The sequence below is a fragment of the Burkholderia sp. MSMB2157WGS genome, assembly GCF_001532755.1.
Taxonomy (GTDB): domain Bacteria; phylum Pseudomonadota; class Gammaproteobacteria; order Burkholderiales; family Burkholderiaceae; genus Burkholderia.
Genome location: NZ_LPJG01000036.1, coordinates 36136 through 56580, shown reverse-complemented (window position 1 = coordinate 56580; position 20445 = coordinate 36136). Strand labels below are relative to the sequence as shown.

At 69.1% G+C, this 20445-nt stretch carries 18 protein-coding genes; 7 read left to right on the top strand and 11 right to left on the bottom strand.

Annotated features, from left to right (window positions below):
- Positions 1 to 143: 143 nt before the first annotated feature.
- Both WT53_RS25510 and WT53_RS25505 read right to left on the bottom strand, forming a co-directional pair.
- Positions 144 to 575, bottom strand: coding sequence for a GFA family protein (locus tag WT53_RS25510; protein WP_034204144.1), 432 nt, complete (start codon positions 573 to 575; stop codon positions 144 to 146).
- Positions 576 to 677: 102 nt separating this feature from the next.
- Entirely contained in the window at positions 678 to 1871 is a 1194-nt protein-coding gene (locus WT53_RS25505) for a porin (protein WP_059823477.1), read from the bottom strand.
- A 299-nt stretch (positions 1872 to 2170) separates the two neighbouring features.
- Between WT53_RS25505 and WT53_RS25500 the strand changes: the two genes are divergently transcribed.
- The 3 genes from WT53_RS25500 (at position 2171) to WT53_RS25490 (ending at position 4225) form a co-directional block, all read left to right on the top strand.
- Entirely contained in the window at positions 2171 to 2803 is a 633-nt protein-coding gene (locus WT53_RS25500; RefSeq protein WP_059782837.1) for a LysE family translocator, read from the top strand.
- A gap of 12 nt (positions 2804 to 2815) precedes the next feature.
- Positions 2816 to 3352 carry a GNAT family N-acetyltransferase gene (locus tag WT53_RS25495; RefSeq protein ID WP_034204141.1) on the top strand — a complete coding sequence of 179 codons (537 nt, stop codon included), beginning with the start codon at positions 2816 to 2818 and terminating at the stop codon, positions 3350 to 3352.
- Between the two features lie 138 nt (positions 3353 to 3490).
- Positions 3491 to 4225 carry a metallophosphoesterase gene (locus WT53_RS25490; protein ID WP_060262209.1) on the top strand — a complete coding sequence of 245 codons (735 nt, stop codon included), beginning with the start codon at positions 3491 to 3493 and terminating at the stop codon, positions 4223 to 4225.
- A 103-nt stretch (positions 4226 to 4328) separates the two neighbouring features.
- On the opposite strand, the gene WT53_RS25485 is transcribed toward WT53_RS25490, so the two are convergent.
- Both WT53_RS25485 and WT53_RS25480 read right to left on the bottom strand, forming a co-directional pair.
- Complete coding sequence (locus WT53_RS25485; RefSeq protein WP_060262207.1) at positions 4329 to 5651, bottom strand: ATP-binding protein; 1323 nt, start codon at positions 5649 to 5651, stop codon at positions 4329 to 4331.
- Positions 5648 to 6388, bottom strand: a complete 741-nt coding sequence (locus WT53_RS25480) for a response regulator (protein WP_034204138.1) — start codon at positions 6386 to 6388, stop codon at positions 5648 to 5650. The genes WT53_RS25485 and WT53_RS25480 overlap by 4 nt, the downstream gene beginning before the upstream one ends.
- 238 nt (positions 6389 to 6626) lie before the next feature.
- On the opposite strand from WT53_RS25480, the gene WT53_RS25475 reads away from it, so the two are divergent.
- On the top strand, positions 6627 to 7208 hold the full coding sequence (locus WT53_RS25475; RefSeq protein WP_034204137.1) for a thioredoxin family protein: 582 nt from the start codon (positions 6627 to 6629) through the stop codon (positions 7206 to 7208).
- 54 nt (positions 7209 to 7262) lie between these two features.
- On the opposite strand, the gene WT53_RS25470 is transcribed toward WT53_RS25475, so the two are convergent.
- A complete protein-coding gene (locus WT53_RS25470; protein WP_060262205.1) occupies positions 7263 to 7904 on the bottom strand; it encodes an FMN-binding negative transcriptional regulator in 642 nt (213 codons plus the stop codon).
- Between the two features lie 123 nt (positions 7905 to 8027).
- Here WT53_RS25470 and WT53_RS25465 point away from each other — a divergent pair, with 123 nt between their 5' ends.
- The gene (locus WT53_RS25465; protein WP_060262203.1) at positions 8028 to 9536 is read left to right on the top strand and encodes a PLP-dependent aminotransferase family protein; all 1509 of its coding nucleotides are present in this window, start codon (positions 8028 to 8030) and stop codon (positions 9534 to 9536) included.
- Between the two features lie 124 nt (positions 9537 to 9660).
- Positions 9661 to 11889: a penicillin-binding protein 1A gene (locus tag WT53_RS25460; protein ID WP_060262200.1), complete on the top strand. Its 2229-nt coding sequence runs from the start codon at positions 9661 to 9663 to the stop codon at positions 11887 to 11889.
- A gap of 20 nt (positions 11890 to 11909) precedes the next feature.
- Here the strand turns inward: WT53_RS25460 and WT53_RS25455 are convergent, their stop codons facing one another.
- From WT53_RS25455 to WT53_RS25440, 4 genes are all read right to left on the bottom strand, one after another.
- Entirely contained in the window at positions 11910 to 13808 is a 1899-nt protein-coding gene (locus WT53_RS25455; RefSeq protein WP_060262198.1) for a WG repeat-containing protein, read from the bottom strand.
- Positions 13809 to 13888: 80 nt separating this feature from the next.
- On the bottom strand, positions 13889 to 14311 hold the full coding sequence (locus WT53_RS25450; protein WP_060262196.1) for a hypothetical protein: 423 nt from the start codon (positions 14309 to 14311) through the stop codon (positions 13889 to 13891).
- Positions 14312 to 14689: 378 nt separating this feature from the next.
- Positions 14690 to 15790 (bottom strand): adenosine deaminase, encoded by a 1101-nt coding sequence (add, locus tag WT53_RS25445; RefSeq protein ID WP_060262193.1) that lies wholly within the window; start codon positions 15788 to 15790, stop codon positions 14690 to 14692.
- 45 nt (positions 15791 to 15835) lie between these two features.
- Complete coding sequence (locus WT53_RS25440; protein ID WP_034204130.1) at positions 15836 to 17185, bottom strand: NCS2 family permease; 1350 nt, start codon at positions 17183 to 17185, stop codon at positions 15836 to 15838.
- Positions 17186 to 17279: 94 nt separating this feature from the next.
- On the opposite strand from WT53_RS25440, the gene WT53_RS25435 reads away from it, so the two are divergent.
- On the top strand, positions 17280 to 18188 hold the full coding sequence (locus WT53_RS25435; RefSeq protein WP_034204129.1) for a LysR family transcriptional regulator: 909 nt from the start codon (positions 17280 to 17282) through the stop codon (positions 18186 to 18188).
- Between the two features lie 30 nt (positions 18189 to 18218).
- On the opposite strand, the gene WT53_RS25430 is transcribed toward WT53_RS25435, so the two are convergent.
- The gene (locus tag WT53_RS25430) at positions 18219 to 19271 is read right to left on the bottom strand and encodes a nucleoside hydrolase (protein ID WP_034204128.1); all 1053 of its coding nucleotides are present in this window, start codon (positions 19269 to 19271) and stop codon (positions 18219 to 18221) included.
- Between the two features lie 10 nt (positions 19272 to 19281).
- Entirely contained in the window at positions 19282 to 20394 is a 1113-nt protein-coding gene (locus tag WT53_RS25425) for a porin (protein WP_060262191.1), read from the bottom strand.
- Positions 20395 to 20445 lie beyond the last annotated feature (51 nt).

The window sequence follows — 20445 nt, the reverse complement described above, 5'->3', positions numbered from 1 at the left end:
TCGAAATTTAAATGAAAGAGAAAAAATATTGATCCGGCGCGATCCGCTTTTTGCGAGTTCGCGCACGGCAGGGAAAGCGGATGGGAAAGGAAAATGCGGCGGAAAAAAGCGCGCCGGCCGTACCGGCACGCGGCGCCGATCGTTCAGTTCGTCGGGTCGAACGTCGGGCCGTCCCAGCCGTCGACGTATTTCGGCAGGGCATCGACGACGTCGATCACGCGTTGCCGGTAGAACAGGTGCATCGTCGGCTGCAGGTCGCCGGGCAATTGCCCACCATGCGCACGCGCACTCAGGCTGTTCGGCACGACGCGCATGCCGAGCCGGTTCGTCCCGAACACGATCTCGCCGCACGACGCACACCACGCGCGCGACATCGACTTCGACGGATGCGGGAACGTCGCGTGGCCGCCGTCGATCGTCACCTGCTCCGGCGGCCACGCGGTTGCGGACAGCATCGGCGTGCCATAGAAATCGCGGCAGGTCGCGCAATGGCAATTCGCACGCGCCGCCGGCTCGCCGCACAGCGTGACGGTCACGGCGCCGCACAGGCAGCGCGCGGAAAACGTTCGGGTCATGTCGTCTCCTCGAAAACGGAGGCGACAGTATAGGCGCCTGCACACGACGGGGCCCGCCGCGTAGCGGCAGCGGGCCCCGTTGCATGCGCAACGATCGCTGCGTCAGAACTTCTGGCGCAGCCCCAGGCTCACGATTGCCTGCGACCGCGAATCGGACGAATGGCCGTTCGCCTTGTCCGACACCGACGCGGTCGCGGCCACCGGCCGGCCGAGCGCGTCGAGCGTCGTGCCGGACGCATGCTGATACGCGCCGAGCAGGTACACGCTGGTGCGCTTCGACAGGTCGTAGACGGCGCCGAGCGTGACGTTGTGATACTGCGCGCGGTTGTCGATGCCGTCGACGTCGCTGCCGCGCGTGTAGCTGTAGCCGGCGAACAGCTGCGTCTGCGGCTGCACGTTCCAGCGCGTGAACACGCCCGCGACGTTGAAGGTCGCGTGGCCGCTGAACAGCGACTGCGCGCCGCTGCGGTACTGCACGTTGCTGTAGTTCACGCCGACGACGGCCGGGCCGAAGTCGTACGTCGCCCCCGTCGCGATCACCTGCTGCGACTGCGCGCTCGCGTAGCCTTCGTTGATCGACGAATTGAACAGGCCGTCGTCGGTGCTCTGCCACTTGCCCGCCGTCGGATCGGTCGCGCCCGTCTTGCTGTTGTCCGAGCGCTCGTAGCCGACGCCCACGCGCAGCGGGCCGGCCGCGTACGCGGCGCCGACGCTCCACGTGTTGCGCTGCTTCATGCTGCCCGGCTGGCCGCCGAAGCCGTACAGCGCGCCGAACGTGAAGCCCGAGTAGTTCGCGCTCGTGTACTTGATCGCGCTGTCGACGCGCGCGGTCTGGTCGAGATCGTCGATGTCGCCCGGGTGCGCGCCGAAGCCGCCGATGAACGACGACGGGCCGACCGGGCTCACGAAATCGTCGAGCGACGTGTACTGGCGGCCGAGCGTGATCGTGCCATAGCGGTCGCTGCCGACGCCGACGAACGCCTGCCGGCCGAATTGGCGGCCGCCCTGGCCCGACGTGCCGTTGGTGATGTCGAAGCCGTTCTCGAGGACGAACAGCGCGCGCATCCCGCCGCCGAGATCCTCCGAACCCTTGATGCCCCAGCGGCTGCCGGACAGGTTGCCGGTCGTGAGCCCGACGCTCGAATGCCCGGCGTACGCGCCCGCGGAGCCGACGCGTTCGTTGCTGCGATAGGTCACGCCCGCGTCGACGATGCCGTACAGCGTGACGGAGCTTTGCGCGGCGGCGATACCCGCGAGCGAGAGCAGCAGCGGGGCTGCGATCAGTTGCTTGTTCATGGTTTTCATGTCTCCGGGCGGTGAACCCGTTGTTCTGGCTGTGGCGAGTGGCGCGCGGGCGCCGACATCCGCCGGCGGTGCGAGGCCGGCGACGTTCGCGCGCGACGAAGCGGCGGGCATGCCCGCTGCGGCCGGCATGGTAGTTGGAACCGGTTCCGTTCCACAGCGGAATAATGACAACAGTTTCTTGCCAAAATTGAGATAGTCGGATGCACGGCCGGACGCGCGGTCATCGCGCCTGTACAGCACGGGCGACGCGCACGATAATCGGCTGCGCGCCTTCCATCGGGAGCTTCTTCATGCATGAAACGACCCTGCTGATCTTCGCCGCCGTCGCGTTCGTCGGCATCGCGACACCCGGCCCGACCGTGCTGCTCGCGCTGACCAACGGCTCGCGCTACGGCGTGCGCCGCGCGGCCTACGGTTTCGCGGGCGCGATGCTGTCGGACTGCGTGCTGATCGTCGCGGTCGCGCTCGGCCTCGGCGCGCTGCTGATGGCGTCGGCGTTCTGGTTCTCGGTCGTGAAATGGCTCGGCGCCGCCTACCTCGCCTATGTCGGCGTCCGGCTGCTGATGTCGAAGGGATCGCTCGACGTGGCGGCCGCGCAAGGCGGCACGGCCACCGGGCACCACGCGTCGATCTTCGCGAAAAGCTTCCTGACCGCGGTGACGAACCCGAAGGGCTATCTGTTCTTCTCCGCGTTCCTGCCGCAGTTCCTCGATCCGCAGGCGCCGCTCGCGCCGCAATACGTCGCGCTCGCGGTCACGTTCGCGCTGCTCGACGGCGTCGTGATGTTCGGCTACGCGCTGCTCGGCGCACGCGCGGTGCGACTGCTGAAGCGCTCGGGCGCGCTGTGGCTCGAACGCACGTGCGGCGCGATGCTGCTCGCGCTCGCCGGGTCGCTGGCGCTGTACCGACGCCATGCCGCGTAGGCGCCCGGTTCGATGAAAATCGCCGCACCGCCCCGCAGCGGATTCCCCGGCCTGTCGCTCCGGCAACTCGAACGCGCGGACCTCGACGCGTGGTACGCGTATCTGTCGAATCCCGACGTCGTCCGCCACACGAGCTGGAACCTGCGCTCGCCCGACGATCTGCTGCCGCTGTTCGACGACATCGAATCGGCCAATCCGGATTCGGTCCGGCGTCTCGCGATCGTCGACACGGCATCGGGCGCGCTCGCCGGGACGATCGGGCTGCATACGGTGTCCACCGCGAACCGCTCGGCGGAGATCGCGTACGACCTCGCGCCGACGCACTGGGGGCGCGGCATCGCGAGCGCGGTATGCGAAGCCGTCACCGCGTGGGCGTTCGCGCACGGCGGCTTCATCCGCATGCAGGCCGTCGTGCTGACCGGCAACGCCGGCTCCGCGCGCGTGCTGCAGAAGTGCGGCTACCGCTACGAAGGGCTGCTGCGCGCCTACAAGATGGTGCGCGGCACGCCGGGCGATTTCGCGATGTACGCACGGCTCGCGACCGACTGACGCGCCGCCCGCGGCCTCGCGCGCCGACGCCGTGACGCCGTGACGCCGTGACGCCGCGACGCCGCGACGCCGCGACGCGATTGGACGGCCCGCGCCGAATTGCGCGACAATCGCCGCTCCCCCCATCGACGCCCCGCCATGAAAATCGCCGCGCTGTCCGACATCCACGGCAATCTCGCCGCGCTCGACGCGGTGCTCGACGACGTCCGCCGCCGCGGCGCCGACGTGATCGTCAATCTCGGCGACATCGTATCGGGCGCGCTCCATCCGGCCGAGACGGCCGACCGCCTGATCGCGCTCGACCTGCCGACCGTCAAGGGCAACCACGAACGCCAATTGCTCACCTACGATCGCGACGCGATGCGGCTGTCCGATCGCTGGGCGCACGATACGCTGCGCGCCGATCAGCTCGACTGGATCGCCGCGCTGCCCGAACGCCTGATGCTCGACGACGACGTGCTGATGGTGCACGGCACGCCGGCCAGCGATCTCGTCTATTTCCTCGAAACGGTCACGCCCGACGGCTGCCGCGCGGCCACGCGCGACGAGATCGCGGAACGCGCGGGCGACGCGGCGGCCTCGCTGATCCTGTGCGGCCACACGCACGTGCCGCGTACCGCGAAGCTCGACGACGGCCGGCTGATCGTCAATCCGGGCAGCGTCGGGCTGCAGGCGTACGCGGACGACCTGCCGCATCCGCACCGGATCGAGACCGGCTCGCCCCATGCGCGCTACGCGATGGTGTCGCGCACGGCGGCCGGCTGGACCGTCGAATTCCATGCGGTCGAATACGACTGGCACACGGCCGCGGCCATCGCGGCTTCGCGCGGCCGCGACGACTGGACCGTCGCGCTGCGCACCGGCCGCTGCTGACGCGCATCCGCAACGCGTACGACGTCGCACACCTCGCACGCATCACACGCATCACACGCATCGGCTCGCGACAGAAACCGCGACGCTCGCGCGCCGCGTCGCGTCACCCCGCGTTCCTCAGCGTCAGCCTCGCTTCGAGCCCGCCGCCGTCGGGCCGGTTGTTCAGCGTGAGCGTGCCGCCCATCGCAAGCGCGAGTTGCCGCGCGATCGCGAGGCCGAGCCCCGTGCCGCCCGTATCGCGATTGCGCGACGTCTCCACGCGCCGGAACGGCTCGAACACCGCGTCGAGCTGATCGTCCGGAATGCCGGGCCCGCGGTCGAGCACCGCGATCACCGCGCCGCCGTCCGGCGCCGCCTGCACGTCGATCTCGGCCGCGCCCGCGAATTTCAGCGCGTTGTCGACCAGGTTGCCGACGATGCGGCGCAGCGCCTTCGGCCGCGTGACGAGCGCGAGCGGCGCGCGGCTGTGCAGCGCGACGTCCTGCCCCGCATCCGTGTAGTCGTACACGATGCTGTCGAGCAGCGCGTCGAGATCGATGCGGCGCGCGGCTTCCTCGGTACCGTGCAGCGTTCGCGCGTACGCGACGCCCTCCTTCACCAGATGCTCCATCTCCAGCAGGTCCTGGCGCAGCTTGGCGCCCTGCGTGTCGTCGTCCATCACGTCGACGCGCAGCCGCATCCGCGTGATCGGCGTCTGCAGATCGTGCGAGATCGACGCGAGGATCTGCATGCGCTCGGCCATGTACTGCGCGATGCGGTCCTGCATCGCGTTGAAGGCCCGCGCGGCGCGCGCGACTTCCGACGGCCCTTCTTCGCTCAGCCGCTCGCCTTTCAGATCGGGGCCGAGCGCGTCGGCGGCCTGCGCGAGCTGCTTGAGCGGCCGCGTGGCAAGCCGCACCGCGAGCCAGCAGCACGCGGCCAGCACCGCGAGTTGCACCGTGAGCACGGCCGGCAGCCAGCCCGACAGCGGCACCGTCGACATCGGATGGATGTCGATCGTCAGCGGCGACCCGTCGGTCAGCCGCAGATGGACCTGCAGATGTTCGCGGTCGCCGGGGATCGAATTCGCGGTCAGCGGGTAGTCGCCGCCGATGCCGTCCGAAATCGAGCGCTCGACGCGCGCCGACAGCCGCGCCTCCGGCGGCGTGCCGGTCTGGCCCGGCCCGAGGATGAACGCATAGCTGCGCCGCGCGAGACGCGGCAACCACGCGGCCCGCTCGGCCGGCGGCAGATGGTCGAGCAGCGCGACCGAGCTGGCGACCTCGCGCTCGATGTAGCCCATCATCAGGTTCGTGGTCGCCTGGTCGCGCTCGGTCACGGTGAGCCAGAACGACAGCGTCTGCGCGAGCGCGAGGCCCACGCACAGGATCAGCGCGAGCCGCGCGAACAGCGAGCGCGGCCAGCGCCACGGCATGCGCGCGCTCACGGCGTACCGCCGACGGCGGTCACGGCCGACGAGAACACGTAGCCCTCGTTGCGCAGCGTCTTGATGTAGCGCGGTTCGCGCGCGCCGTCGCGCAGGCGCTGGCGCAGCCGGCTCACGAGCAGGTCGATCGAGCGGTCGAACGGATCGGACTGGCGCCCTTGCGTGAGGTTGAGCAACTGGTCGCGCGTCAGCACGCGCTGCGGATTGTCGAGGAACACGCGCAGCAGCCGGTATTCGGCGCCGCTCAGCGCGACCAGCGTGCCGTCGGCGTCGAGCAGGTGACGCCCGGTCGTGTCGAGCTGCCATTCGCCGAACGCCAGCAGCGCGGCCGTTTCCGTCACCTGCATGCCGGGCGGCAACATGCGCGCGCGGCGCAGCACCGAGCGGATCCGCGCGAGCAGCTCGCGCACCGCGAACGGCTTGGCCAGGTAATCGTCGGCGCCCATCTCGAGGCCGATGATCCGGTCGGTTTCCTCGCCGCGTGCGGTCAGCATCAGCACCGGCACCGTGCGGAACTTGCCGGCGCGCAGGTCGCGGCACAGCGTCAGGCCGTCCTCGCCGGGCAGCATCAGGTCGAGCACGATCAGGTCGGGCGCGCCGTCATCGAGCACGTTGCGCATCTCGCGGCCGTTCGCGGCCAGCGACACGCGCATGCCGTTCTTCTCCAGGTAGTCCGCGATCAGTTCGCGGATCGCGCGATCGTCGTCGACGATCAGCACGTGGTCGATCTTGTCCATGAGTCGTTGTCGGTATCGGTGTCGGGGTTCGTTCGGGCGGGCGATGTCCGCTTTTATACCGCACGGCGGCCACGCGTTTGTATCCCAATGTATCGCGCCGCCGCGACGACACACAACATTGCACACGCGCGGCCGGCCGGACACATCGCAGATACGTCGGCGCCGCCTAATGGGGCCTGTCGAAACCCGTCCCGGCCGCCGCCATCGCGCCACGGCCCCCAAAGATCAGGAGAACGCCATGCTGCCCCGACTCAAGACCGCCGCCCTCGTCATCGCCCTCGCCGCCACGGCCGGGCTCGCCGCCTTCGCCGGCACCCGCGACGACGCGGGCGTGCAGGCGTCGCCGGCCGGCGCGACGGCGCCCGGTTTCACCGGCATCGACCGCTGGCACAACAGCCCGCCGCTGACGCTCGACCAGTTGCGCGGCAAGGTCGTGCTCGTCGATTTCTGGACGTATTCGTGCATCAACTGCATTCATACGATCCCGTACGTGAACGACTGGTATCGGAAGTATCGCGACCAGGGGCTCGTCGTGGTCGGCGTGCATACGCCGGAATATCCGTTCGAGCGCGACGCGAAGAACGTCGCCGATGCGATCAGGCGCTTCGACATCCGGTATCCGGTCGCGCAAGACAACCGCTACGACACGTGGCGCGCGTACGGCAACCAGTACTGGCCCGCGCTGTACCTGATCGATGCGAACGGCAAGATCGTCTATACGCGTTATGGCGAAGGCGGGTACGACAAGACGGAGGCCGCGATTCGGGGGGCGTTGGCGCAGGCGGGAGAAGGCATGAAGAGCGCGACGCGCACGGAGTGACCCGACGCGGCGCGCGAGCGCGACATGCGCCCGCGCGCTGCAGTCCTCATGCGCTCAAGTACGCTTCGCGTCGGCCTCCGCCAGCATCGCCTCCCCGATCGCGAGATTGCCGTCCGCGACCAGCGCTTCGCCCGCGCCGCGAATATCGGCCACGGGCTTGTTCTGCCCGAGCTTGCGCTTGCCGATGAGCTGCGTGATCCTGATCTGCAGCCCGACGATCGATTGCAGCATCTCGTCCATGAAGTCCTGCGGTGCGTCGCCCATTTTCCACGGCACCGGCTGCGACGCTTCGTGCGTCCGCGTCAGCCGCGCGACCACGCCGCGCACGAACTTCTCGTCGTCGCGCGCCGTGATGCGGCCGTGCGCATGCACGACCCGGTAGTTCCACGTCGGCACCTCCCGGTGCGTCGCCTGCTTGCTCGGATACCAGCCCGGCGAGATGTATGCGTCGCCGGCACGGAAGATCGCGAGCACCTCGTCGCCGTCCGCGACGTCCTGCCAGATCGGATTCGCACGCGCGACGTGTGCGTGCAGTTCGCCGAGCCCGCCGTCGTCGTCGGGCATCAGCACGAACGGAATATGGATCGCGTCGAGCCCGTTCTTGCCGTGCGTGATCAGGCTGCCGAACGGATGCTGCACGATCAGCTCGCGCAGCACGTCGGGGTTGGGTTCGTTGTAAGCGGCAGGGATGTACATGTCGGCTCCACGGTCGTACGGGGTGGGAAATGGCGCGGGTGCTGGCCCGTCATGGTTCGATTGTGGCTGCAAACTGGTTTATCCTGTAGAGCCGGTTTGAAACAATTTCAGCAGACCAGAATCATGGCAAGAACGGCCCGGATCGTCGAAATCCCGTCGCTCGGCGCGCTCGACCGCGCAGCCGGCGACCTGAGCCGCCAGCTCGCGCAGGCGCTGCGCGACGCCGTGCGCCGCGGCGACGTCCGGCCCGGCGACGCGCTGCCTTCCACGCGGCTGCTAGCCGCGTCGCTGCAGGTGGCGCGCGGCACCGTCGTCGACGCGTATGCGCAGCTCGTCGCCGAAGGCTTTCTCGAATCGCGCGGCGGCGCGGGCACGCGGGTCGCGAACGCGCTCGCGGAGGCGGCGTCCGGCACCGAGCCCGAGCCGCCTGCCCGGCGCCGGCGCCCGGTGCGCGACGGCCTGCCCGAGCCCGCCGCCACCTTCGCGCGGCTCGCCCACGAATTCAGTCCGCTGCCGGCCATGCCGTTCGCGATCTCGGTGCCGCTCGGCCTCACCGCGCCCGACGACATCTGGCGCCGACTCGGCAATCGCCTGCGCGCCCGCGGCGCCGGCGCGCCGTCCGGCTATGCCGATCCGCAAGGCGCGCTGCCGCTGCGCGAGGCGATCGCCGACTACGTGCGCCGGTCGCGCTCGGTGCGCTGCGATGCCGGCCAGGTCGTGATCACGAGCGGCACGCAGCAGGGGCTGCATCTCGCGAGCCAGGTGCTGCTCGGCGAGAACGATCGTGCGTGGGTCGAGAATCCGGCCTATCGCGGCATCACCGCACTGCTCGAAAGCACCGGGCGGCGCGACGCGATGGTGCGCGTGCCGGTCGACGCCGACGGCCTCGACGTCGACGCCGGCGTGCGTCTCGCGCCCGATGCGCGCGCCGCGTTCGTCACGCCGTCGCACCAGTACCCGCTCGGCATGCCGCTGAGCATGGCGCGGCGCAATGCGCTGCTCGCGTGGGCGAGCGCGCACCGCGCATGGGTCGTCGAAGACGACTACGACAGCGAATTGCGCTACGAAGGCTATCCGTTTCCGTCAATGCAGGGCCTCGCGCCCGGCCGCGTGATCTATCTCGGCACCTTCAGCAAGATCCTGTTTCCGTCGCTGCGGCTCGGCTACGTGATCGCACCCGACGATCTCGTGCCCGCGTTCTGCGGCGCGCGCGCGCTGATGGACCGCCATGCGCCGACCGCCGACCAGCACGTGCTCGCCGCGTTCATCGCCGAAGGCCATCTCGACCGCCACATCCGCCGCGTGCGCGGCGTCTATGCGGAACAGCGCGCGCTGCTGATCGACACGCTTAGCGCGCGGCTGCCGCGCGAGCGCGCGTGGGTACAGCCGGGCGACCAGGGGATGCACGTCGTGCTGTGGCTCGCGGCGGGCATCGACGATCTCGACGTGGTCGCGCGCGCCGCCCGGGCCGGTGTCGCGGTGCGTGCGGTGTCGCCGATGTTCGCGCCGGGCACGGCGCGCCCCGGGCTCGTGCTCGGCTTCGGCGGATTCGGCCGCGCGCAGATGGAAGCGGCCGCGCAGCGGCTCGCGGACGTGGTTTCGTCGGTGGAATCGCGGCCCCGAACGCGATAAAAGGTTGGCGGCGGGCAACAAACGTAATCGTCTGTAAATCCTGCAAGCAAACGGCCGTTTCGGCGGCCGGCGCGCGGGTTCCGTTTGCTAGGATCGCGCGTCTTCGTTCCGCGCCCCTGCCGCCTTGAATCGCTTCGTGCCGTTTCTCCGAGACGCGTGGCTCCGTTGCCGCGCCCGTGTCGCGCCGCTCGCCGCCGCGTGCCGCACGCGCGTGCGCGCACTGTGTGCCGGCGCGCTGCATCGCCTGCGCCATCCGACCCGGCGCGGCGTGGCGCTGACGCTCGCCGCGCTCCCCGTGCTGGGCCTGCTGGTCCTGCTCGCGTTCGTTCCGTTCACGCCGAGTATCGGCGACATCCGCAAGGCGCGCATCGACCGCCCCGCGCGCGTGCTGTCGGCCGACGGCCAGCTGATCGCCGAATTCCGGTCCGTGAACCGCGAATGGGTGCCGCTCGAGCAGATCTCGCCGCACATGGTCGACGCGCTGATCGCGACCGAGGATCACCGCTTCTACACGCATCACGGCATCGACTGGCGCCGCACGCTCGCGGCCGGGCTGCATACGTTCTCGGGCAACCGCCAGGGCGGCTCGACGATCACGCAGCAGCTCGCACGCAACCTGTATCCCGACGAAGTCGGCCGCGCGCCGACGCTCACGCGCAAGCTGAAGGAGCTGATCACCGCGTTCAAGATCGAATCGGTGTACAGCAAGGACGAGATTCTCGAAACCTACCTGAATACCGTGCCGTTCCTGTACAACGCATACGGCGTCGAAATGGCCGCGCGCACCTACTTCGGCAAGTCGGCGGACCAGCTCGACATCGCGGAAAGCGCGACGCTCGTCGGGATGTTGAAGGGCAACAGTTACTACAATCCGGTGCTGAATCCGGAACGCGCGGTCCAGCGGCGCAACATCGTACTCGGCCGGATGGCGCAGATGGGCATGCTGTCGCCGCGGCAACTCGCGCAACTGCAGCGCCAGCCGCTGCGCGTCGACTTCGAGCCGCAGACGGCGCAGCCGGGCCTCGCGCCGCATTTTGCGGTGCAACTGCGCAAGTGGCTGATCGCGTGGGCCGACCGCAACGACCACGATCTCTACTCGGATGGCCTCGTCGTGCGCACGACGCTCGATGCGCGGCTGCAGGACATGGCCACGCAGGCGCTGACGCGGCAGACCGAACGGCTGCAGGCGATCGCCGACGGCGCGTGGCGCGGGCCGTCCGGCTGCGGGCTGCGCAACGATCTGTTCCGCGGCTTCATGCGCCAGACGCCCGAGTATCGGCAGGCACGCGACACCGGGCTCGCCGACGAGATTGCGCTGAAGCAGCTCGGCGCGAATCGCGCATTCATGCGCGCGCTGTGCGAGCGCAAGACGCAGGTACAGGCAGGCTTCGTCGCGATCGATCCGCGCAACGGCGCGATCCGCGCATGGGTCGGCAGCCCCGATTTCGGCAGCGCGCCGTTCGATCACGTCGCGCAGGCGCGGCGCCAGCCGGGTTCGACCTTCAAGCCGTTCGTCTATGGCGCCGCGTTTGCGGACGGGATGCGGCCGGGTGACACGTTCGTCGACCGTCCCGTCGCGATCCCGATCGACGCGCACTCGGTGTGGCGTCCGACCGATGCGGAGCCGCCGACCGGCGAGCCGATGACGCTGCGCGACGGGCTGGCGCTGTCGCGCAACCGCATCACCGCGCAGGTCATGCAGCACGAAGGCGCCGCGAAGGTCGCGCAGCTCGCGCGTGCGATGGGCGTGCGCGACAGCCCGCTCGATGCGGTGCCGTCGCTCGCGCTCGGCACGAGCCCCGTCACGCTGAAGGAAATGGTGTCCGCGTACGGCACGATCGCGAACCGCGGCGTGTACGTCGCACCGCAGATGATCACGCGCATCGAGGATCGCGACGGCAAGGTGCTCGCCGCGTTCGGCAGCGCGCCGCCCGAGCGTGCGTTACCGGTGGCCGCGGCGCAGACGCTCGTCGACGCGATGCGCGGCGTCGTCGATTACGGCACCGGCGCCGACATCCGCTCGCGCTACGGAATCCGGATCGACGTCGCGGGCAAGACCGGCACGACGCAGGACAACACGGACGGCTGGTTCATCCTGATGCATCCGCAACTGGTGGCCGGCGCGTGGGTCGGCTTCGACGACGGCAGCGTGACGCTGCGCAGCGACTACTGGGGCGCGGGCGCGCACAGCGCGCTGCCGATCGTCGGATCGTTCTACGATGCGGCGCTGCGCGCGCATGCGATCGATCCGCACGTGCAGTTCTCGCCGGACTTCCGGCCGCGCAGCGCACCGGCGCCGAAGCGGCGCGCGCAGCATTCGGGTTGGTTCGACTGGCTGAGATTCTTTCGCTGACGTGCGGGCGACGCTCCGGGCTACCGGGGCGTCGTCGTCGCGTGTCCGTCCACGTACAGCCACATCGGCGTGCCGTCGTCGCGCAGTGCCGCGACCGGTTCGTCCATGCTCCAGCGCTGCGCGATCTCGACACGGCGAACGAACCACGGCATCGACGTCGCATGCGCGGCATCGTCGTCGCGGTCGTCGTCGAACAGCGTGTCGTCGCCGAGCCGCGTGTAATGCGCCGGATGGAGCACGGTGCCGTCCGCGCGCAATACCGTCGCGCGCACGTCGTTGCCGTCGTCATCCTGCACGCAGGCCAGCCAGCCGTGATCGGCGCCCCAGAACAGCCCGGCCACGTCGTCGTAGCGTCCCTGCGCGATCGTCGCGCCCGTCTCGAGATCGCAGATCGCCAGTTGCACCGGCTCGCCCGGCAGGACGCCGATCGCGTAACGCGTGAACAGCTCGCCCGGCACCGCTTCGTCGTCGGGCAACCACGACAGCGCACCCATGTCGACGAAGTCGAACGGCGTCAGCACGCGACCCTGCCCGTCGACGATCGCGCAACGTCCGTCGTCACGCCGCACGATATGGCGGATCGCACCGAGTTCGTCGAACATTTCCACGCGGTCGCCGTCGGTCAGCGGGGCCACTTCCGCGTAACACGGTTCGACGATCACCCGGCCTTTCGCATCGACGAGACCGACGTGACCGTTGCGCCGCGCGACGAACGCGCCGCACTCGGACGACCATTCGAGCGCGGCCCACTCGGGCTGCGCGCGCCATTGCCCGTCGCGCCCGATCAGCCCCCACTGCTCCCGTTCGGCCACCGCCGCGACGGCGCCGTTCACGAATTCGTGCGCGTCGTCGAAACGCGGCGGAATCACCCACGCGCCATGTGTGTCGACGAAGCCCCAACGGCCGCCCAAGCTCGCGGACGCAACGCCGCCGGTGAACTCGCCGAAATCGTCGAGCGTCGGTTCGATCGCCCACGCACCATCCGTGCGCACGAGCCCGAACCGCTCGCCCACGCGCACGCAGGCGACGTCGCCGCTGAAATCCCACACCGCGTCGAACGCCGGTTCGCGTACGATCCGCGCCCCGTCGCCGTCGGCCAGCAACAGCCCGACCTTGCCGTCGCGCGCGGCCCACAGCAACCGGTCGTCACGCGCGCCGCTCGCCCACAGGTTCGCCCATTCGGGCGGCACGATCACGCGCCATGCATCGTCGGTTTCGCGCCGTACGCCCCACTGCCCGTTGCGCGAGCGAAAGCTGAACGTGCCGTCGCCGAGATAGTCGCCATGCAGTTCGCCGCCGCCGAACAGATCGTCGTAGGTCGCGCTGCGCGGCGGCTCCTGCCGCCAGAAGTAGTAGTGCGACACACCGCCGAACCCGAAGCCCCATGCCCAGTCGCGCCAGTCGGCGGGCGTGTCGATCTCGAGCACGTCGCGCACGCCGCCCACGTCGCGGAAGTCCATGCAGTTCGCGACGCGCCACCACAGGCGCGTGCACGCATCGCGCTCCCCGGCGATGTAGTCGTTCGGGTCGCCCCCGTCGAACCATGACAGTTCGTCGAGGTTCGCGGACAGCCGCGGCGCGCCATGCGCGTCGCCGAGCGCATCGATCGATTCGCCCAGATGACGCACGAGCGCATCGAACTGGCGCGCCAGCGCCGGATCGTCGCCCGGCAGCGGATACGCGGTGACGAACGATGCCAGCCGGCTGACGCGCGCATGCGCGGCACGGGCGTCGCTCACGAGGTTAGGCGTGCCGGCGTCGCCGAACACGCGCTGATCGGTAATCGCGTTGCCTGCGTCGCCGTCGGCAAGCAGCACGCGCCACAGCAGCGGGAAGTGGTTATTGGATTCCGCGAACGGGATCGTTCGCGCCTCGTCGCCGTCACCGGCCTGGAGATACAGCCATGCTCGATTGCCCATCGGAAGGAGTCGCCTCGTTGTCGTGTCGCCGTGTGCCGCAACCTGCCGGTCCGCTCGCCATCAGCGCGCGGCCATCGCCCTCACGGCGCCGACGGCGAATCGCCGCTGCGCGCGACCCGATGCAGTTCGATGCCGTCGACCTGGAAGCCTTGCGTCCTCAGCAGCAGGACGCCGGTGGTCGAATGCTTCGTCGTGAAGCCGTTGCCCGTGATGGACGTGACCTGATACGGCGTCCCGATCGGCATCCTGACGAGCTGGCCGCCCGGCACCTCGAGCACGCATGCGTCGGCAGGCGGTTTCTCCGGACCGTCCGTATCGAGTTCGGCCTCGTGCGCCGGAGCCGTATCGACGCTCCAGCGGCCGCCATCGCGCGCACGCAGCACGATGTCGCTCCCCACCTTCTCGACCCGCATGGTCGCAGGCTTGCCGGCGGCCGGCGCGTAATCGCCGAGCAGCCCATCGCAGGCACTGCCGGCTCGCGCGGACAGCGAAACGAACAACATCAGACAGAAAACGGGAATGCGCACGGCGGAGCCTCTCAGGTTCGAATTGCTGTTGGAATGCCGGCGCGGGCGCGCACGGCGGCGGCATCGCAATCGGATGCCGCCGGACGCCAATATAGCGAACGCAAGCGGCGTATGCCAGCCTGAAAGGGGGCCTACTGCGGCCACGCGGTGCGCAGCGACGACGCTACGGATGCGGGACATCGGGCCCGACCGACTCATGCGCTCCCTGGCCCGCCTGAACGAAGCGGGCTTGGCACGCATCACCGCCCGCTTCGTCGTCGTCCATCGACGCCGAACGCCGCATGACGTCGGGCACAACCGAAATCGCGAACCCGCTGCCCCGCTATGCCGGGTTGCGCGATGCCGGCGGCCCGCTCAGCCCGCCGCGAGCGTTGCAGCCAGCGCATCGAACGCCGGCGCCCATACGGCACGCCACGCAGCCTTCGTTGCATCGTCGACCCACGCGCCGTCGATCCCGTTCAGCATGAACTGCTTCAAGTCGGCCACGGTGAAGCCGAAATGACTGAACATCAGTTCCCACGCCTCGCTCGGATTGACCTTGTGCAACGTCGGATCGTCCGTGTTCGGATGAATCTTCAACCCGAGGCCCGGCATCTTGCGCATCGGATGCAGTTCGGCCCATTGCTCCGGCGGCAACGTGCGCAGATAGTACGAATTCGTCGGCACGACGGTAAACACGATCCCGCGCTCCGCGTAGCGCGCGCACAGCTCAGGGTTGTCGACGATCGTATAGCCGTGATCGACACGGTCGACCTGCAGCAGATCGACGGCCGTCTCGACGTTACGCCACGACATCCCGAACTCGCCCGCATGCGCGGTCGTGCGAAAACCGGCCGCGCGTGCATTGCGGTACGCCTTCCAGAACAGCTCGGGCGGCCGGTCGTTCTCGCGATAGTCGATGCCGAGCCCCGCGACTTCGTCCGCGCGATTCGCCTTCATCCACTCGACGATCGCAACCGCTTCGTCCGGGTCCTGCTCGCGATCGATGCTCGGGATCAGGCGCGCGTCGATCCGAAAATCGCGCGCGGCATCGCGGATCGCGGTCACGATCGCGGCCTGTGCGTCCGCATACGCGATGCCCGACACGCGCACCGTTCCCGTCGGATTCCAGAAGAACTCCGCGTGCCGCACGTTGTGCGCGGCCGCGTCTTCCAGATATTCGTATGCGATTCGCCGCAGATCGTCGGGTTGCGTCAGCAGATACCGGTCGAGCGCGCGCAGCACGTGCAGCACGCCGACCGGCTTCTCGCCGCGCGCGTAGAACGCATCGATCTGCGCACGCTCGATCGGCGCGCCGCTGCGCTCGGCCAGCGCGACGAACGTGTCGTGCCGCACCGCGCCGAGCAGGTGGCAATGCAGTTCGACCTTCGGCAGCGCGTGGAAGAAGGCCCGATGGGCCGGCGTGATGTCGATGCCCGTGCGCGCGGCCGGGACGTTGCCTGGTGTTCCCTTCATGTCAGTCTCTTTTGCGGTAGTGCGATGCGTCGCGCAAGCCGTCTCTCAGTGCGGCTTCACGACGGTCCAGAAGTAATAGCCGAGCGGAATCGCGAGCACGACGAGCCCCCACGACACGTCGCGCCAGCGGCCGGCCAGCAGCTTGACGAGCACGTAGCACAGTAGCCCGCCGGCAATGCCGGTGCCGAAGCTGTTCGACATCAGCGTGAGCAGCACCATCGACATCACGGGCAGCGCATCGGTGAAGTCGTCGAAATGCGTATGGCGGATCGTCGCGAACATCGACAGCCCGATCAGGATCAGCGCCGGCGCGGTCGCTTCCTTCGGGATCGCGAGCGCGACCGGCACGAACAGCAACATCGCGGCGAACAGCACGGCCGCGGCCAGCGACGACAGCCCGCTGCGGCCGCCGGCTTCCACGCCTGCAGCCGATTCGATCAGCGCGGTCAGCGCCGGAATGCCGAACACGGGCCCGAGCGTCGCGGCGAGCGAATCGACGAGAAACGGCCGATTGATGTTCGGCAGGTTGCCCTCTTCGTCGAGCAGGTTCGCCTTCGCGCCGACCGCCAGCGCGGTGCCGAGCGTCGAGAAGAATTCCGCCGCGAAGAACGCGAACAGGTACGGCGCGGCGGCCACGCTCAACGCACTGCCGATATCGAGCTTGAACGCGATTGGCGCGATGCTGTGCGGCAGCGACACGAACGACGCCGGCAGGTGCGTGACGCCGAGCGGTACGCCGGCCGCGGCCGCGACGAGGATCGCGATCAGGATCGCGCCGGGCACCTTGCGCGCCTGCAGCACGATCGCCACCGCGAGGCCGATCAGCGCGACGAGTGCGCCCGGCCGCGAGAAGTCGCCGAGCGCGAACGCGTTGGTCTTCGCGTTCGCGACGACCATCCCCGCATTGCGCAGCCCGAGCATCGTGACGAACAGTCCGATCGACGCGCCGAGGCCGAGCTTGATCTGCACCGGAATCAGCCGCACCACGACGCCGCGCGCGCCGAGGATCGTCAGCAGGAAGAACAGCACGCCCGACACGCACGCGATGCCGAGGCCCGTCTGCCAGCCGACGTGCTCGGTCGTCGCGAGCGTCACGCCGATGATCACCGAGCCGCCGATGCCGGGGCCGACGAGGAACGGCAGGTTCGCGTACAGCCCCATCAGCGTGGTGAACAGCACGAACACGACGATCGTCGCGGTCGTCGCCGCGCCGCGCTCCATCCCGCCCGTCGCAAGCAGCGACGGAATCACGACGAGCAGGTACGCGGCCGCGAGGAACGACGTGACGCCCGCGATCGTCTCGGTGCGCACGCTCGTGCCGCGCGCGGCGAGCGCGAAGCGGCGTTCGATCCAGTTGGCCGGCGCGCGCGCCGGCATCGTGTCAGTCGCTGACATGGTGGTTCTCCCGTGATTCCGAATATTGTCCCGTGTCGGTTCGTGCAGCGCGGCCTTATACTGCCGCGTACCGCATCCCGACCGTTATTGCCCGATGTCCGACCGCTCGTCGCTGCTCCCCGCGCTCACGCTGCGGCAGGTCCAGCACTTCGTCGTCCTTGCACATGCACGCAGCTTCACTCGAGCCGCGCAGGCGCTGTCGCTCACGCAGCCGGCGCTCACCGCGTCGATCCGCCAGATCGAGTTCCTGCTCGGCGGCCGCCTGTTCGCACGCACCGCGCACCGGCTCACGCTGACCACGGCCGGCGAAGCCGTGCTGCCGCTCGCCGAACGCCTGCTCAACCAGGCGCGCGGCACCTTCGACGACATGACGCGGCTCATCGGCGAACGCATCCAGACCGTGCGCATCGCGTTCATTCCGTCGGCCGCGGGCCGCCTGCTGCCCGCGCTCAATGCATTGCGCGGCACGCACCCGACGCTGCGCTTCACGCTCACCGATTTACCGAACAGCGCGCTCGTCGAAGCGGTGCGCGACGGCGTCGCGGATCTCGGCATCGGCGTGCGTGAACCGGACGGCGACGACGGCACGTTGCGCTACCGGCAACTGTTCGAGGACGAGATCGTGATCGTCGTGCGGCACGACGATCCGCTCGCCCGCGCGAAGAGCGTCACGTGGGCGAAGCTCGTCGATCGCGAGCTCGCGGTGTTCGTGCGCGGCAGCGTCAGCGAATCGCTGCATCGCACCGGCGGCGCCGGGAAGCTGCGCCTGAACGTCGCGTACCGGATGGAATACACCGAGCCGCTCTACGCGCTCGCGCGCAACGGCCTCGCCACCGCCGTGCTGCCGAGCCTCTACACGATGCATCTGCACGATCCCGAACTCGTCGCACTACGCGTCGACAAACCGCGTGTCACGCGTGCGATCTCGCTGATCTCGCTCGCCGCCGACGATCGCGGCCCGCATGTACGCACGTGCCGCGAGTGGATTGCGAAGCACATCTGATGCCGCGTTCGCCGCGCGTGCCGCCCGCGTTCAGGGCAGCTTCGCGATGCGCTCGACGAGCGTCGCATAGAAGCGGTCCGCGTCGACCTCGTTGATCCACGTCGCGTTCGCGGCACGGCCGCTGCGCCCGTTCCAGTCGACGATCGTCTCGCCGAGCGTCCACTGCCCGGTCGTTTCGACCACCACGTTCGCCTTGCGTCCGCCGAACAGCGTCGGATCGACGAGATAGCCGACGGCCGTCGGGTCGTACATCGGCGCGTCGTCGATCCCGCGCCGCTTCTTGTTGTACGCGAGCTCCGCCTCCATGATGTCCGCGACGATCGCGCCGCAGCGGTTGCCGAGCGCACGGAACGGCGCGACGCGCGCCGGCGTGATCGGCGCCTTCACCGCGACGTCGCGCGGCAGCACGACGATCGGCACGCCGCTGCCGAACACGACGTCGGCCGCCTGCGGATCGACGTAGATGTTGAACTCGGCGGCCGGCGTGATGTTGCCGCGCTCGAAGAACGCGCCGCCCATCAGCACGATCTCGCGCAGCGCGCCGCGAATCTGCGGTGCTTCGACCAGCGCGGTCGCGATGTTCGTCAGCGGGCCGAGCGCGCACAGCGTCACGCTGTTCGGCGCCGCACGGCTCAGCGTATCGACGAGGTACGACACCGCGTGACCGGCGGCGAGCGGCGCGCGCGGCGCGTGCAGTTCGACGCCTTCGAGCCCCGTCTTGCCGTGCACGTTCGCGGCCGTCACGAGCTCGCGCACGAGCGGGCGCGGGCAGCCCGCGTACACCGGCAGCGTCGTCGTGCGGCCGGCCCAGTCGCGGACGATCCGCGCATTGCGTTCGGTCAGGTCGAGCGGCACATTGCCCGCCACGGCCGTCAGCGCGCGCACGTCGAGCCGATCCTGCGCGCCGAGCGCGAACAGGATCGCGATGGCGTCGTCCTGCCCCGGATCGGTATCGATGATCACCGTGCGGCGCGCGGCGGCGGCGCCAGCCGCGAATGCGCCCGTTTCGGGCAACAGCGCGGTGCCGGCCAGCGCGGCGGACAGTTTCAGGAAGGTGCGGCGGGATGGGATCGGATGGCTCATGGTCGGGTACTCAGAAGACGTGCCGGACGCCGAGCGTCGCCATCATCTGGCGCGTGCCGGTCGAACGCGCATACGCGAAGATCTGCGCATGATCGGCGTCGCCGGCCGCCTGCTGCGCGATCACCGTCAGCGCGACGTCGGTGCGTTTGGACAGGAAGTAATCGGCCTGCAGGTTCACCTGATGCCATTTCGGACGCTTGTCGATCACGTCGTACTTGCCGTTCGTGAACGCATACGCGGCGCCCAGAAAGAGCTGCGGCGTCATCGTGTAGACGACGTTCACGCCGAGGTTCTGCAGGTGCAGGTGCGAATTGTCGAGGTAATCGTAGCGCACGTCGGTGAACATCGCGGCGAACTGCGCGCGGCCGATCGTGTAGAAGCCGCCCGTGCCCGCGATCCGCTGCCGGCTCGCATATGCGGCGGGCGTCATCGCGCTCTTGCTGAAGATCAGCAGCGGAGACGCGTAGTCGTTCGCGATCGCGCCGTCCTGGTTCGTCGCGCTGTAAGGATGGTTGTACTGCGCATAGACCGCGCTCCAGCGCAGCGGGCCACGCTCATAGCCCAGCCCGAAGCTGTACGCGCTGTTGTTCGCGAAACCGGTCGCATTGCTGAAGCCGTACAGCGCGGTGAACTTCAGCCCGTAGTAGACGGGGCTCACGTACTTGACCGAGTGCTGCACGCGAATGTCGTTGTAGCCGTTGTCGTTGTCGCCGATGTTCACGCCGTTGCTCGCGATGATCACGGGCCCGATGTAGTCGTGGATCGCGTCGTACTGGCGACCGAAGGTCAGCAAGCCGTAAGTGCGGTCGGCCAGGCCGACGTACGCCATGCGCCCGAACTCGCGGCCGTTCTGCGCGGCCGTGCCCGTCATCACGTTGAAGCCGTTCTCGAGCTGGAAGACCGCGGACAGCCCTTGCCCGAGATCCTCCTTGCCCTTCAGCCCCCAGCGCGGGTTCTGGTTCGTGCCGGACAGCGCCTGCCACGCGTTCTTGCCGCCCTGGTTCGTCGCGAACCCGACACCGGCCGAGATGAGACCGTACAGCGTGATGCTGCTTTGCGCACAGGCATGGGTCGCGAAGGCGCCGAGCATCGCGAGCGGAGCGAGCTTGTAAAGAGTTTTCATGCGGGTCGTGTGGTCGGTGGTGGTCCAGGCGCGGCAGGGTTCCGCGAAACT

Excerpts from the sequence above, each read along its gene's own strand:
- WT53_RS25510 (WP_034204144.1), bottom strand. The coding sequence starts at position 575 with ATGACCCGAACGTTTTCCGCGCGCTGCCTGTGCGGCGCCGTGACCGTC.
- WT53_RS25505 (WP_059823477.1), bottom strand. The coding sequence starts at position 1,871 with ATGAACAAGCAACTGATCGCAGCCCCGCTGCTGCTCTCGCTCGCGGGT.
- WT53_RS25500 (WP_059782837.1), top strand. The coding sequence starts at position 2,171 with ATGCATGAAACGACCCTGCTGATCTTCGCCGCCGTCGCGTTCGTCGGC.
- WT53_RS25495 (WP_034204141.1), top strand. The coding sequence starts at position 2,816 with ATGAAAATCGCCGCACCGCCCCGCAGCGGATTCCCCGGCCTGTCGCTC.
- WT53_RS25490 (WP_060262209.1), top strand. The coding sequence starts at position 3,491 with ATGAAAATCGCCGCGCTGTCCGACATCCACGGCAATCTCGCCGCGCTC.
- WT53_RS25480 (WP_034204138.1), bottom strand. The coding sequence starts at position 6,388 with ATGGACAAGATCGACCACGTGCTGATCGTCGACGACGATCGCGCGATC.
- WT53_RS25475 (WP_034204137.1), top strand. The coding sequence starts at position 6,627 with ATGCTGCCCCGACTCAAGACCGCCGCCCTCGTCATCGCCCTCGCCGCC.
- WT53_RS25470 (WP_060262205.1), bottom strand. The coding sequence starts at position 7,904 with ATGTACATCCCTGCCGCTTACAACGAACCCAACCCCGACGTGCTGCGC.
- WT53_RS25465 (WP_060262203.1), top strand. The coding sequence starts at position 8,028 with ATGGCAAGAACGGCCCGGATCGTCGAAATCCCGTCGCTCGGCGCGCTC.
- WT53_RS25455 (WP_060262198.1), bottom strand. The coding sequence starts at position 13,808 with ATGGGCAATCGAGCATGGCTGTATCTCCAGGCCGGTGACGGCGACGAG.
- WT53_RS25450 (WP_060262196.1), bottom strand. The coding sequence starts at position 14,311 with ATGTTGTTCGTTTCGCTGTCCGCGCGAGCCGGCAGTGCCTGCGATGGG.
- add (WP_060262193.1), bottom strand. The coding sequence starts at position 15,790 with ATGAAGGGAACACCAGGCAACGTCCCGGCCGCGCGCACGGGCATCGAC.
- WT53_RS25440 (WP_034204130.1), bottom strand. The coding sequence starts at position 17,185 with ATGTCAGCGACTGACACGATGCCGGCGCGCGCGCCGGCCAACTGGATC.
- WT53_RS25435 (WP_034204129.1), top strand. The coding sequence starts at position 17,280 with ATGTCCGACCGCTCGTCGCTGCTCCCCGCGCTCACGCTGCGGCAGGTC.
- WT53_RS25430 (WP_034204128.1), bottom strand. The coding sequence starts at position 19,271 with ATGAGCCATCCGATCCCATCCCGCCGCACCTTCCTGAAACTGTCCGCC.
- WT53_RS25425 (WP_060262191.1), bottom strand. The coding sequence starts at position 20,394 with ATGAAAACTCTTTACAAGCTCGCTCCGCTCGCGATGCTCGGCGCCTTC.